9 protein-coding genes are annotated in these 12,892 nt (G+C 69.4%); 3 read left to right on the forward strand and 6 right to left on the reverse strand.

Translation table 11 applies throughout. From position 1 onward, the window contains the following. Positions 1-45 precede the first annotated feature (45 nt). The 3 genes from HR086_RS02340 to HR086_RS02350 all read right to left on the reverse strand — a co-directional run bounded on the left by HR086_RS02340 (position 46) and on the right by HR086_RS02350 (position 5,822). Positions 46-3,111, reverse strand: coding sequence for a serine/threonine-protein kinase (locus HR086_RS02340; protein WP_174464722.1), 3,066 nt, complete (start codon positions 3,109-3,111; stop codon positions 46-48). Continuing rightward, positions 3,108-4,004, reverse strand: coding sequence for a transcriptional regulator (locus HR086_RS02345; RefSeq protein ID WP_174464723.1), 897 nt, complete (start codon positions 4,002-4,004; stop codon positions 3,108-3,110). Before HR086_RS02345 ends, HR086_RS02340 begins: the two co-directional genes overlap by 4 nt. 117 nt (positions 4,005-4,121) lie before the next feature. Then, positions 4,122-5,822: a hypothetical protein gene (locus tag HR086_RS02350; protein WP_174464724.1), complete on the reverse strand. Its 1,701-nt coding sequence runs from the start codon at positions 5,820-5,822 to the stop codon at positions 4,122-4,124. A gap of 213 nt (positions 5,823-6,035) precedes the next feature. On the opposite strand from HR086_RS02350, the gene HR086_RS02355 reads away from it, so the two are divergent. Further along, on the forward strand, positions 6,036-6,719 hold the full coding sequence (locus HR086_RS02355; protein ID WP_174464725.1) for a hypothetical protein: 684 nt from the start codon (positions 6,036-6,038) through the stop codon (positions 6,717-6,719). 172 nt (positions 6,720-6,891) lie between these two features. Here the strand turns inward: HR086_RS02355 and HR086_RS02360 are convergent, their stop codons facing one another. Together HR086_RS02360 and HR086_RS02365 are read right to left on the reverse strand one after the other, a co-directional pair. After that, on the reverse strand, positions 6,892-7,104 hold the full coding sequence (locus HR086_RS02360; RefSeq protein ID WP_174464726.1) for a hypothetical protein: 213 nt from the start codon (positions 7,102-7,104) through the stop codon (positions 6,892-6,894). A 9-nt stretch (positions 7,105-7,113) separates the two neighbouring features. Beyond that, positions 7,114-7,524 (reverse strand): VOC family protein, encoded by a 411-nt coding sequence (locus tag HR086_RS02365; RefSeq protein WP_174464727.1) that lies wholly within the window; start codon positions 7,522-7,524, stop codon positions 7,114-7,116. A gap of 76 nt (positions 7,525-7,600) precedes the next feature. Here HR086_RS02365 and HR086_RS02370 point away from each other — a divergent pair, with 76 nt between their 5' ends. Next, on the forward strand, positions 7,601-8,119 hold the full coding sequence (locus HR086_RS02370; protein WP_141640302.1) for a MarR family winged helix-turn-helix transcriptional regulator: 519 nt from the start codon (positions 7,601-7,603) through the stop codon (positions 8,117-8,119). Between the two features lie 79 nt (positions 8,120-8,198). Here the strand turns inward: HR086_RS02370 and HR086_RS02375 are convergent, their stop codons facing one another. Then, positions 8,199-10,070 carry an invertase recombinase-like protein gene (locus HR086_RS02375; protein WP_373564249.1) on the reverse strand — a complete coding sequence of 624 codons (1,872 nt, stop codon included), beginning with the start codon at positions 10,068-10,070 and terminating at the stop codon, positions 8,199-8,201. Between the two features lie 352 nt (positions 10,071-10,422). On the opposite strand from HR086_RS02375, the gene HR086_RS02380 reads away from it, so the two are divergent. Further along, positions 10,423-12,882, forward strand: a complete 2,460-nt coding sequence (locus HR086_RS02380) for an ABC transporter permease (RefSeq protein WP_174464728.1) — start codon at positions 10,423-10,425, stop codon at positions 12,880-12,882. Positions 12,883-12,892 lie beyond the last annotated feature (10 nt).

A 12,892-nucleotide genomic window follows, 5' to 3' on the forward strand; every position in this document is an offset into this window, starting at 1 on the left:
GATGACCGCGCCCCCTCGCCGTTGATGTCGCTCCCCTTGAAGCGGCTACCCGCGACAGCGCCCCAGCTCGGCCCGCGCCTCCGCCGTCTCCTGAGCGTAGGCCTTGCTCCAGGCGGACAGCTCCTCCCAGGCGTGCCGAGCCTCCACGCAGGCCTCCTCCACCGCACCCGTCAGCCGGAGCGCCCGCGCGAGCCGACGACGCACTCTCGGGACACGCGCGGAGACCACCTGCCGCGCCGTGAGCACCTCCAGCGCGGTGCGCAGCGGCACCAGAGCCTCGGAGGGCTGGCCCCGCGCGAGGTGGACGTCCCCCAGGAGGAGCATCGCCTCGATGCGCTCGGACGACGAAGGCCCCAAGTCCCGCTCCATGCTCACGAGCGCCCGCTCCACATGCCCCCGGGCCTCGTCCACCCGCCCCAGGAAGAGGAGGGCATCCGCCAGGGCTCGCAGCCCCGCGCCATCCACCTCGCCCTTGGCGACCAGGGGCGCTTGGAGCAAGACGCCGCGCGCATGAAAACCTCGCGCCTCGTCCAGGCGCCCCAGCAGACGCAGCAGCCTGCCCACCTCGTGGACGTCCAGGGCCACCTCCGGGTGTGAGGCGCCGTAGACGCGCTCGCGATGCGCCAGGACGCGTCGCACGTGCGCCAGCTCCAGCGGACGCTCGCCCTGCTCTCCCAGGACGCCGAGTCGGTTCGACTCCATCCCCATCAGCACCGGGCTGTCCGCGGCCACGCTCGCGCGCGCCACCGCCCAGCTCTCGTCCGCGGCCTTGCGCGCCTGGGCCCCATGTCCCCACTCGAAGTAGACGAGGGCCAGGTTGGACAACGTCCGGGCCACCGACAGGTTCTCCTCGCCCAGCGTCCGGCGAAGGATTCCGAGCGCCCGTTGGAGGACCGCCTCGGCCCTCGTCAACTCACCCAGCAGGGCCAGGGTGCCACCCAGGTTCGCCAGGGCCCGTCCCGTGTCCCGGTGCACCGGACCAAAGTGCTCCTCATGGAGCCGCAGCGCCTCCTCCTGCCAACGCTTCGCCTCCAGCAGGCGCCCCTGTTGCCGGGCCAGCAGGCCCAGCCGACCACTCAGCTCCGCACGCGCGTGCGTCTGTCCGCGCGTGGTGACGGTCTCCAGCGACGCACGCAAGAGCGGCTCCGCCTCCGAGAAGCGGCCCTCCTGCTCCAGCAGCTCCGCCTGCACGTTGTCCAACATCGTGTCCAACTCGGCGTCTCGCAGCGTCTCCGCCACGGCACGGGCGCGCTGGAGGAAGGGCCACGCCTCCGGGGTGCGCCCCAGGCCATATCCATGCAGCCAGGCCTGCGACTTCAGCACCCGCGCGAGCACACCCAGGTGTCGCCCCGCCTCGGCCGCCAACGAGCCCTGGGCCAGCGACGCTCGCGCGTCCTCGAACGCTCCCGCATCCTCCTGCAACAGCGCGCAGAGCTGATGCGCCTCCGCTTCCAGGGGGCGATGCCGGGTGGCGAGCGCGCGCTCCCGGGCAGGCAGCGCGATTCGCAGCGCCTCCGGTGTATGGCCCGCGAGCAGCTCCGCGTTCGCCCGCGCCAGCTCCGTGCGCACCGCGTCCACCTCCGCGCGCACCCTCGGGTCTTCCGGTGGAGACACGGCCTCCTGCAACGTGCGCACGTCCGCGCATCGGCCCACGCCGCCAATCGAGGCGCCCAGCCCGAAGCCCCGCTCCACCGTCCGCGCATCCGCTCCCTGCAGCACCACCGTCAGCCGAGACAGCTCTCCCAGCCGCTGGTCCAGACACGTCATCCGAAGCCCGAGCACTGCCTCCGACTGCTCACCGAAGACACGAGTCGCCTCGCACGCGGACTGATGCGCGTGCATCCAGTCCCGGGTCCACCGCTCCAGTGATGAGGCCACGGCCTGGAACGAGGCTTCGGCAGAAGGGTCCTCCGTCTTCAGAAATGCCAGATGTGTGGACTCACGCACGGACACATCCCAGATGCCCGCGAGGTGCCGCTCACTGCCCTGACAGAGTTCGCTCGGTGTCGCCGATGAAGGTCCCAGCACGACGAACCCCAGGCCCACCACACCTCCCGCGAGCACCGCCGTGGCGGCGATGCGCTTCCAGGCCACCACCTCCCGTGAGAGCTGGGCCCGCAGCACCTGCATGGACTCGAAGCGCCGCGACGGGTCCACGGAGAGTCCACGCCGGACCACGGCCTTGAGCCACGAGGGCACGCCCCGAGTCTCGGGACGCACCTCCTGGCGCTGCATGGACGACAGGAGTTCCTCGCGCGTGGCGCCCTCGAAGGGCCGCTGCCCGTTGAGGGCCTCGTAGAGCGCGACGCAGAAGGCGAACTGGTCCGAGCGAGCATCCCCCCGCTCTCCGCGGAGCTGCTCCGGCGCGCCGTACGCGAGCGTCCCCAGGAACGCCCCGGTGACAGTGAGTGACTCTCCGCCAGGGACTGGAGCCTCGTCTTCTCGAAGAGGCTCCAGGGCTCCCGCCGCGTTGGCCAGGCCGAAGTCGGTGATGCGCACCTGACCATCGCGCGTCAGCAGGACGTTGTCGGGCTTGAAGTCGCGGTGGATGATGCCCAGCGCATGCGTCGCCGCGAGCCCATCCGCCGCCTGGATGAAGCGCGCGAGGATTTCCCGGCGCGTGCGCGGCTTCTCCGCCAGCCACCGCCGGAGCGTGCCGCCCTCGACCAGCTCCATCACCAGGAAGAGCTGCCCCTGGAACTCGCCCACGTCGTGCAAGTGAGCGACATGGGGATGCGACAGCCGGGCCATCGTGCGGGCCTCGCGCTCCAGTCGCTGACGGGCCTGAGCCAGGGAGTCCACCCCCAGCCTCGCGAGGTTCAGCAGCTTGAGCGCCACCTTGCGGTCCAGCTCCGGGTCATAGGCGGCATGGACGCGCCCCATGCCTCCTTCGCCGAGCAGACCGAGCACCATGTACCGCCCCACGCGCGCGCCGGAGACGAGCAGCCCCGTGTCGACCAGCGGTGGAGGCGCCTCGAGTCCGCCCAGCGCGGCGAGCACGCTCCGGCACTCCGAGCAGCCCGCGACATGCTGGCGCACGACGGCCGTGCCCTCCGAGTCCAACGCGCCATTCGCGTAACCGGAGAGCGTGTTCTCGTCCGGGCAGCTCATTCGCGCACCGCCAGCAGACCCGAGAGGCTCAGGTCCAACCGACCATGGATGGCGCGCATCAGGCTGTCGACTTCCGGCTCGGGCAGAGACAGACGCTCGGCGAGCGCGCGCCGCGTGCGCTTCTCCAGCAGCGTCTGCACCGCGGAGAGCCTGCGTGAGAGCGTGGACTTGTGCAGGTCGAACAGCGCGCCCATTCGCTCCAGGGAGAGGCGCTCGACGAAGTGCAGTCGCAGCAGCTCCCGGTCCTCGTCGTCCAGCGAGGCCACCGCCCGGATGAAGGCCGCGCGCACATGCCCCCGAGCCTCCTCCCGGACGAAGCCCAGCTCCAACCCACCCGGGGCGGGATGTGCGGCGAGCACCTCCGCTTCGACGTGTGACTCTTCACCCTGCGCCTTGCGCATCCGCAGCGCGAGCCGCACCGCGGAGATGCTCACCCAGTGCAGCAGCGGGCCCATACCCGAGTAGCCAAGCAACCGTGAGGGTGCCTCCTCGCGAGGCATCAGGAGGTTGGCCCGGAGCACCTGCAGTACCTCGTCGGCGAACGCCGGTGAGGGATGGATGCGCGATAGGGGGACGCGCAGCTTGAGGAGGACCTCCTGCTCCAGGAGCTCGCAAGCCGCTGGCAGCCCCTGCGCGCAGGAGAGCGCGAGCGCGAGGTCCCGGGAATGCAGTCGCTCCAGCGCGCGCATCGGGTCCGCCGCCCGTGAAAGCTGGGCCCCGAGGTGACGCGCGAAGGTGCTCGGCTCGGGCGCGGCGGCGCGGAGGGCGGCGGCCTGGGAGACGGCTCGCTCCACGGCGGCTCGGGCTCCCGGAGCCTCTCGAAGACGGAGGGAGGACTGCTCGCCGGCGGACTGCACCACCAGCTCGAAGGACTCGGCGTCAGCCCCATGCATCCCAGGCACTCCTGACATCAAGCCCACGATTCGACGGAACCGGGGCCCACACCCAGGAGGCTACCACCGACACCCACGACGGTTCAGCGCTTCTGGAGCGCCCCGCCGCCCGACAGCTCACGGCAGGCGCAAGGTGAAACTCCAGGACCTGGCAACACCCACGAAAGGATCGGGAGAGGTGGCCACGACGCCATAAGTCCCCGACGATTGGGCGGTGAAGCGCCGGGTCGCCGTTGGCGCATCGAACAGCAGGGGAACCTCCGCGCCATTCGGGTCCAGAATCCGGAGACCCACCGCCCTGGACTCCACGACATAGGTCCGGCTCGCCTCCGACTCGAAGGCGAATACGTCGATGTCCGTCCCCAGTTCGAAGGAGCCGTCCACTGTCGCAGGGAGCGTCAACGGCGTGGCATGGGCCGCGTCATCGCCGTGGTCGTCCGTGCCCACCCGCGCCATCTTGAACGTGAAGAAGAGAGGAGCAGTCTGCGAGCTGATCGTGAAGGTGACGTCCCCCGAGGACAGCAGGTGGATGTTCCAGGTGCCACCCCCGGACGCACGATGCACGCGGAAGGACGCGACAGGAGCGCTCGTCGACAGCGTGCAGCCGGGCGTGCAGGTGAGCCGGTACACGCCATCCGCCTCGAGAGGAATCGTGAAGGCATCCAGGTCCGCCACGTTGTGGATGAGCCCGGTGACAGTCTCCTCCACCGCGACGCGAGTGGCCGTTTCGGGAGTGCCACCATGGTCATCCGGCCCCAGGTTCTCCACTCCCACCTGGAAGTCCGTCCCCCAGGCTGAGTCCTTCTGGACATGCACGTAATACGTCCCCGTCGTGGGTGCGCCCTGGACGATTCGGCTGGAGGTGGTCGCCGCCAGCGTCGTGCCGTCCGCGTCCGTGAGCTTGACGTTCGCCACACGCGAGGGCGTCAGCCTGACGTCATGGATTTCCCCCGCGGTGGCGAAGAAGGAGAAGACATCCACGTCGTTGGTGCCCTGAAGCCGTGCCGTCACGGGGACACCGTCCGTCAGTCGGGTCGCGGCGGTAATCGCATCCGCGTGTTCATCCACCCCCAGTTCGTCCAACTGGCAGTGGGTGGCCGGCAGGCTGCCGTTCGAGGTGGAGACGCGGACGAACCACGTGGTCGGGTCCGGGCTCTTGTGGCCCACGCTGCCACCCACTCCCCCTCCTGACGCTCCGCTCTCCAACACTGCGCCCGCGCCATTCATCAGAGTCAGGGAGGTTCGCTCGGACTCACAAGAGAATCGGAAGCCCTGGCCCGCCTCGGTGCGGAAGGTAAAGACATCCTCGTCATCGTCGAACTCGAGCGTGACAGGGAATGGTGCACTCGCCAGCTCCACCGGCGTCGCCGTGGCGGGTGTGTCACCGTTCGCATCCTTGCCCATGTCTTCCAAACGGTAGAGATACGTCCCCGAAGCGCCGTCCTCATCCGCGGCCACCGTGATGAACCGGGGAGACGCCTCCGTGGAAGTGAACTCCAGGTGGGCGCCGCCTCGAGCCACGACAACCAGCGAACTCATTACCTGCCCCGAGGCACCCAGCAGGCGCACGGCCACCTTGGCCAAGGTGCCGGGCCGGACGATGAAGCGAAGGCCATGGCCCGGCAGGGTGGGCATGGCGAAGACATCCTGATCCTTCCACACCCGGAAGGGAGGCTGGATGGCAGCGTCGTGGAAATCCACCGAGGGTGCCAGCGTCGTGGCGGCCGCCACGGCGTCACCGTGGTCGTCCGGCTGCCGGTAGGCGGAGATGAAACAGCTGAGGCCCGAGGCCTCCTCCCATGCGCTGCAGTGACACATGGGGGCGCCATCGTCGGAGACGCAGCGTCCCGCGCTGCATTCCACATCGGCGCAAACGCGCGCGTCTTCTTCGGCGGAAGGGAAACCACAGGCGACCCAGAGGCCGCAGGCCACCAGCGCGAACAGGCGCGGGCTGAAAAATGAGCGAATGAGGGACACCGGAGACCTTGGGTTGACGACCGTCGATTGACCGTAATAACCAAACACCCGCGCATGCAAACGCTCTCTCGTCCCGCCGCGCAGGCGCTGGTCCTGCTGTCACTCCTGGTGTCTTCTCCAACCTTGGCGGAGGAACACGCGGAGCTCGAAGGGGGCTTTCCGCGCTGGCTCGCCATCTCCGCGCGCGGGGGCTACCTCATGCCGGGCGGTCGCATGGATGGATCCGCCGAGCCGTTCTATCTGTACGAGGTCTACAAGGGGCTCTTCGCCGCCATCCTGGAACCCACCGTCCGAATCGGCCCGAACGTCGAGTTGGGGCCCTGGCTTCAGCTCGCCCACGCGCAGATGCGGATCCGCTGCTCCGCCGACCAGGCGTGTCCGGGCAGCAACCTGCGCTTCGGACTTCAAGGCAACTACCACTGGAATCCAGCCGGCCCCTACTCACCCTGGGCGGGGGTGGCGCTCGGCCACGAAACGACGTCGTTTTCGATTGGAGACGTCGACATCACGTACTCCGGGCCGGAAATCACGCTCCAGGCAGGGTTCGACAGGAACTTCGGCGGAGCCTTCTGGGCGGGGCTCTTCGTCAATGTCACGGGCGGCCGATACAGCACGCTGGATGTGGACCTGAGCACCGGCTCTGGAAGCGAGAGCCTCCGCGAGCGGACCCTCCACATGTGGGTCGGCTTCGGCTTCCGCGTGAGGCTGGCCGCGCCCCTCGCAGCGGCCCCTCGCTGAAACCAGAACAATCCTCATCGAGCCCTGATGACAGCGGTCATCACCCTCGATGGCTCCAGTCACCGGCAACAGGGCTCCAGAGCCCGTTCTGGCTGAAGCGCTTCAGAGGGGAAACGGCACACTGGGGGGACCGCGAGAGGCTGGCACACGCCGTGCCTTAGGGGAGGTCACGTCACGGGCTGGACGACGTCTGGCCCCATCCCCCACCGCATCCCCGGAGCACTCCCATGCGCGTCTCCAACCGCCCCGCGTCCACCTCCGCCACGACCCCGGCTTCGTCCTCCAGCGCGGCGGCGTCCCCCAACAAGAAGGACGGAGTCTCGAACCTCTTCGGGTTCTGACGCGGCAGCGCTCCAGCGGACCGGACGCGGCGTCGAGCGAGCATCCGCGACGCCTATGCGCCCTTCAACTCGATGGTGTTGCCCTCCGGGTCCTGGATGTAGAACGAGAAGCCGTCACCCGTCGCACCGTACCGCTCCCCAGGAGCGAACACTGCGACCCCCTGCTCGGCCAGGTGGGCGCGAATCGCCGCCTCGTCGAACGGCTGCACGGTGATGCAGAAGTGGTCGACGTTGCGACCTTCACGCCCCGGTGCCGCGCCTCCCGCGCGCCCCAGCTTTCCATCCAGGGACACCAGGTCAATCATCGCCGTCCCCACCCGCAGGTGCGTCAAGCCGAGGTGCGGCACCTCCCGGTCGACGGTGCAGCCAATCACGTCCCGATAGAAGGAGGCCATGCGCGCCGCGTCGGCGACACGCAGGACCAGGTGGTCGACCGTGGCTGGTTGGAAGGGTCGCTGACTCATCGCTGGAACTCCATTATCTTGATGTCGAGACAATGCAGCCGAATTATCTCGACGTCAAGATATCTGGAGTTCGCGAATGAGCAGGAGCACCCAGGACCATGTCGACCGCTTGCGGGGCCAGTGGGAGCGGGAGCTTCCGGACGTCGACACCCAAGGGATGGAAATCCTGGGGCGGGCCCGTCGCATCACCCTGCGGGTGCGGCCCCCCATCGAAGCGGTGTTCGAGGAGCACGGCCTGGACACGGGCGAGTTCGACGTCGTTTCAGCGCTGCTGCGCTCGGGCCCGCCCTACCGGATGCGCCCGACGGAGCTCTACAAGTCGCTGATGATTTCCTCCGGGGGGCTGACCGACCGACTGGCCCGGCTGACCCGCGCGGGCTTGATTCGCCGCCCCGCGACGGAGGGAGACGCGCGCAGCCTTCCGGTGGAGTTGACCCGGGAGGGCCGTGAGCGCACCGAGGCGGCGTTCCGCGCCGACATGGCCGTCGAGGCCCGGTTGCTCGCGGGCCTGTCACGCAACGAGCGAGCGACGCTGACCTCGCTCCTGCGGAAGCTGACGCTGAGCCTGGAGACAGCGGAGACCGAGGACGGGTGACTCACGACGAAAAGAGGGTCGAGCGCTGTCGGGTTCATCCACCCCGACCGGCGCTCGACCCCCTCATGCGACAGCGGCACTAGTCCTTCGTACAGACGACGTCGTCGACCTGGAGGTGGTCGCGGTCGGCTTCACTCCGGCTCGGATAGAGGAACAGGCGCCAGTCGCGCACGTTGCCGGTGAAGCGGAAGAACACCGGCTGCCACTCGTCACTGTCGACGACGAGGAAGTCCGTCTGCGGGCTCCAGCCTCCGCTCGAGTAGCTGCGATGACGGATGCTGCCGTGGCCACGCACCCGGTACGAGCAGGAGTAGTTGCCGCTCGGGACGTTGAACTTGTCCGTGGAGAAGCGCTCGGCGACCTGGATGGGGACGACGAACTGCAGCGCCGTCGAACCGCCGTGCACCGCGTTGAGGTAGCGCACGAGACGCGTGGGCTTGATCTCCGTGCCCGGGTCCGCGATGCCGTTGTCGATGCCGTACCAGTAGTCAGGGATGAGATGGTTCCCCTGGTAGGGGATGGAATAGATGTTCCAGGACTCGAAGCCACCGTTGCGGACGATGTTCGCGGGGTGCTCCGCGGGGACGCAGCTGCGGGTCGTCGGGTCACAAGCCGGCAGGGCGCCGACGCAGTCGAGGGTCGTGAAGCAGGCGCCTTCGGCCAGCTCACACACGCCCGTCGTGGGATTGCAGGTGGTCGCCGGGCTGCTGCACACGACTCCAGCGCAAGGGTCTCCGGCGACGCAGAGGTGCGTGCTGGTTTCGCAGACCGGCGTCTGCGGAGTCTCCGCGCAATCGGCGTGGCGGACGCATCGGTCCTCGGCGACCACGCACGTGTTGGTGTCATCACAGGCCTCCCACGCGGCGCAGTCCCCGCCGATGTTGCAGCGACCCGAGAGCGGCTCGCAGGTCGCGGAGGCATTCACGCACCGCTCCCAGGACTCGCAGCTGACCACGTCACACGGTTCGGCCGCCCGCATGCAGCGCACGTCGTCGAGGAGCAGGTTCTCTCCGCTCGTATTCCGAACGCTGAAGATGAGTTCGAACGTGTCGAAGACGTCGCTCGCCAGGTTGAAGTTGTACGTCACCTGGGTCCACGCCGTGGTGTCGACGGAGGTGTAGGACGAGTACGAGGAGTAGTCGTCGTCGAAGAAGGCATTCCGGACGTCGCCGGTGCCCCGCGCCTGGAAGGTGCAGGAGTAGCGACCGGCGGGCATCGACTTCGCCAGCGTCGTGAACCGCCGATGCGTGGAAGAGGCGTTGGTCAGCCGGACCGCGTTCACGCCTTCGAAGGCATTCGTCGTCACCTTCTGCACGGCGCCGGAATCGATATTCGACTTGCTGCCGAACCACTGCGCCGGAAGCGCATCGGGCCACACCTCGAAGCCCCAGTTGTCGATGACGCTCACGACGGGAGGCTCACCGGCGTCCGGAGTCCCACCACCCGCGTCAGGCGTCCCACCACCCGCATCGGGGAGCTCACCACCCGCGTCCGGCGTCTCCCCTCCAGCATCAGGGAGCTCACCGCCTGCGTCGGGAAGCTCTCCGCCCGCGTCCGGCGTCACCTCGCCTGCGTCGGGAAGCTCTCCGCCCGCGTCCGGCGTCACCTCGCCCGCGTCGGGAAGCTCTCCGCCCGCGTCCGGCGTCACCTCGCCCGCGTCCGGAATCTCTCCCCCCGCATCCGGCGTCACCTCGCCCGCGTCCGGAAGCTCTCCGCCCGCGTCCGGCGTCACCTCACCCGCGTCCGGAATGTCTCCGCCCGCGTCCGGCGTCACCTCGCCCGCATCCGGAGTCCCATCACCCGCGTCGGGCGTCCCACCACCCGCGTCCGGCGTCCCATTTCCCGCGTCAGTCCGGGTCTCCCCCGCATCGGGAATCACCCCAGGCTCTGAATCACCACAGGAAACAACCAAGACCAGCAACGCGGTCAGACACCCTCGAAACAACGTCAAAGCAAGCCTCCGGGTCCCAGCAAGGTTCCTCTCGTACCACAATTTTCAAGTAGCGCGGGTGGCGCCGGGGTCACAAGGGGAGCGCCCCTTGGAGGGTTCGCGACTCGGGAGATTCGCCAGGACGGTCGGTGCTGCTGGCCTCGGACACAGCGCGGCGCAACGGAGCAAGCCCGCTCCAACCGCGCCCCCATGCGGTTCCGAGCCGCTCGTTCCCATCTGGAATCAGCTCAAGGACAAGCCTGGCAGGAATTGGCGACGCCCTCGACCCGAGGCCTGATTGACGCAGCGGCCGGGTTTCAGTCTCCCCCACTCCGTGCGGCAATCGTTCGGCGGCCAGGACGTAGCCTCCCGCGTGGACACCTTCTTTGTTGGATTGCGTCAGGCACTGCGCTCGCTGCGCCGCAGCCCCGGTTTCACTCTCAGTTGCGTCCTGATGCTGGCGGTAGGCATCGGAGCGAGCACCGCGCTCTTCAGCGTGGTGGAGGGGGTGCTGCTGCGCCCCCTGCCCTATCCAAGCCCCGAGCGCCTCGTGCACCTGTCGCAGCGGACGGCCGTCGGCCGCTCGATTCCGTTCTCGGACCCCAACTTCGAGGATGTGCGGACACAGAGCCGCACCGTCTCGGCGCTGGCCCAGGTATCGGGAGCGGCGAGCGTCGCCGTCACCGGCACGGACGAGCCGACCTTCGCCATGATGGCGCTCGCCTCGCGCGACTTCTTCCGCGCCTTCGCGGTGCAGCCCGTACAGGGCCGCCTGTTCGCCGAGGATGAGCAGCAGCAGGGAGGCGCCCCGGTGGTGGTCGTGAGCCAGACCTTCTGGAAGCGGCACCTGGGCGCACGGCCGCTGCCGCTGTCGGACACCCTCACCTTCGAGGGGCGCGCCTATACCGTGGTGGGTGTGATGCCCAAGTCCTTCGACTACCCGGTGGGCACACAGCTGTGGATTCCGCGCGAGTTGAAGGCGCCCCTGCCCAGCCGGACCGCGCACAACTGGTGGGTGGTGGGACGGCTGGCGGAGGGCGTCAACCCCCAAGCCGCGCAAGCGGAGCTCACGGGCATCGCACGGGAGCTCGAGGCGCGGTACGGCCGGGAAATCTCGATGCAAGACATCGCCATGGTGCCCCTGCACGAGAGCCTGGTGGGGAGTGCCCAGTCCACGCTCTACGTGCTGCTGGGCGCCGCGGCCTTCCTGTTGCTGGTGGCGGGAGCCAACGTCACCAACCTGCTGCTGGCCCGCGCGGCGACCCACAGGCGCGAGCTCGCCGTCCGAGTGGCGCTGGGCGCCGGGCCCGGCGCGTTGGCGCGGCGGTTCCTCACCGAGTCGCTGCTGCTGTCGCTGGCCGGCGGTGCGCTGGGCACCCTGCTCGCAGCATGGAGCGTGCGCGCACTGCTCGCGTTCGAGCCGGGCCGCCTGCCACGCGTGGACGAGGTGGAGGTGAACGCCACCGCGCTCCTCTTCGCGCTCGGGCTCTCGCTGCTCCTCGCACTGGGGCTCGGGCTGGTGACGGCGTTGCGTGCGGCGCGCCAGAACCCCTGGGCCACGCTGGTGCAGGCGGGGCGCACCCAGGCCGGAGGAGTCGGAGCGGAGCGCACGCGCCGTGCCCTCGTGGTCGGACAGCTCGCGCTCGCACTGGTGCTGCTGCTGGGCGCGGCGCTGCTCGGGCGCAGCCTGATGCGCCTGCTCTCGCTGGACCCGGGATATCGCACCGAGGACGTCGCGGTGCTCAGCCTCGTGCTCCCTCCCGTCGAGGACGAGGCGGGGTGGCGGCGCAACCTTCAACTGCAGGAGCAACTCCTCGCGCGGCTGGGCGCACTGCCCGGAGTGCGCGCGGTGGGCGCCGTGAGCAACTTCCCGCTCGAGGGGAGCCCCTCGGGCTACGGCACCTTCCTCGTGCTCAACCGTCCCGACGAGGTGAAGAGCATCGAGGACTTCGGGCGGCTGGCGCATGAGCGCGAGCGCACGGGCTCCGCCGAGTACCGCGTGGCGAGCGAGGGCTACTTCCATGCGCTCGACATTCCGCTCGTGCGCGGGCGCCACTTCGATGCACGCGACACCGCCGAGACGCCTCATGTCGCCGTCATCAGCGAGTCGCTCGCGAAGGCCCGCTGGCCCCAAGAAGACCCGCTGGGCAAGACCATCCAGTTCGGCAACATGGACGGCGACCTGCGTCCCTTCACCATCGTCGGCGTGGTGGCGGACGTGCGCGAGCGGGGGTTGGATGAGGCGCCGAAGCCCATGTTCTATGGCTGCTCCCGCCAACGGGCGCGCGCCTCCTCCCGCTTCCACCTCGCCGTGTACGGCCCGGTGGGCCCCGCGGCCCTCGTCACCGCGGTCCGGCCGGTGCTGCGTGAGCTCGCCCCCGAGCTGCCCTCGCGCCTGCACACCGTGGAGAGCCTGCTCACGGACTCACTCGCGCCCAGGCGCTTCAGCCTCCTGCTGCTGGGGGCCTTCGGTGTCGTGGCGCTGCTGCTCTCTGTCGCGGGGCTCGCGGCCGTCGTGTCCTATGCGGTGGCGCAGCGCACCCAGGAGTTCGGCATCCGCTTCGCCCTGGGAGCGACGGCGGGGGACGTCCTGAAGCTGGTGCTCCGGCAGGCGGCGCTGCTCTCGGGGCTGGGCGTGGCGCTCGGCGTGCTGGGCGCCATCGGGCTCAGTCAGGTGCTCGCGGGGCTCGTCTACGGAGTGAGCACCACCGACCCGCTCGTCTTCGCCGCGGTGGCGCTCCTCCTGCTCGGCGTGGCGCTGCTCGCAAGCTGGTTGCCGGCCCGGCGAGCCTCGCGGGTGGACCCGATGACGGCGCTGCGCTCGGAGGCCTGAACCGCGCCCC

Origin of the sequence: Myxococcus sp. CA039A (assembly GCF_013336645.1) — a bacterium.
GTDB classification, from domain to species: Bacteria; Myxococcota; Myxococcia; order Myxococcales; family Myxococcaceae; genus Myxococcus; species Myxococcus llanfairpwllgwyngyllgogerychwyrndrobwllllantysiliogogogochensis.

What these genes read in the sequence shown, in the direction of transcription:
- HR086_RS02340 (WP_174464722.1), bottom strand. Translation starts at nt 3,111, where the DNA reads ATGAGCTGCCCGGACGAGAACACGCTCTCCGGTTACGCGAATGGCGCG.
- HR086_RS02345 (WP_174464723.1), bottom strand. Translation starts at nt 4,004, where the DNA reads ATGCATGGGGCTGACGCCGAGTCCTTCGAGCTGGTGGTGCAGTCCGCC.
- HR086_RS02350 (WP_174464724.1), bottom strand. Translation starts at nt 5,822, where the DNA reads ATGTGTCACTGCAGCGCATGGGAGGAGGCCTCGGGCCTCAGCTGTTTC.
- HR086_RS02355 (WP_174464725.1), top strand. Translation starts at nt 6,036, where the DNA reads ATGCAAACGCTCTCTCGTCCCGCCGCGCAGGCGCTGGTCCTGCTGTCA.
- HR086_RS02360 (WP_174464726.1), bottom strand. Translation starts at nt 7,104, where the DNA reads ATGCTCGCTCGACGCCGCGTCCGGTCCGCTGGAGCGCTGCCGCGTCAG.
- HR086_RS02365 (WP_174464727.1), bottom strand. Translation starts at nt 7,524, where the DNA reads ATGAGTCAGCGACCCTTCCAACCAGCCACGGTCGACCACCTGGTCCTG.
- HR086_RS02370 (WP_141640302.1), top strand. Translation starts at nt 7,601, where the DNA reads ATGAGCAGGAGCACCCAGGACCATGTCGACCGCTTGCGGGGCCAGTGG.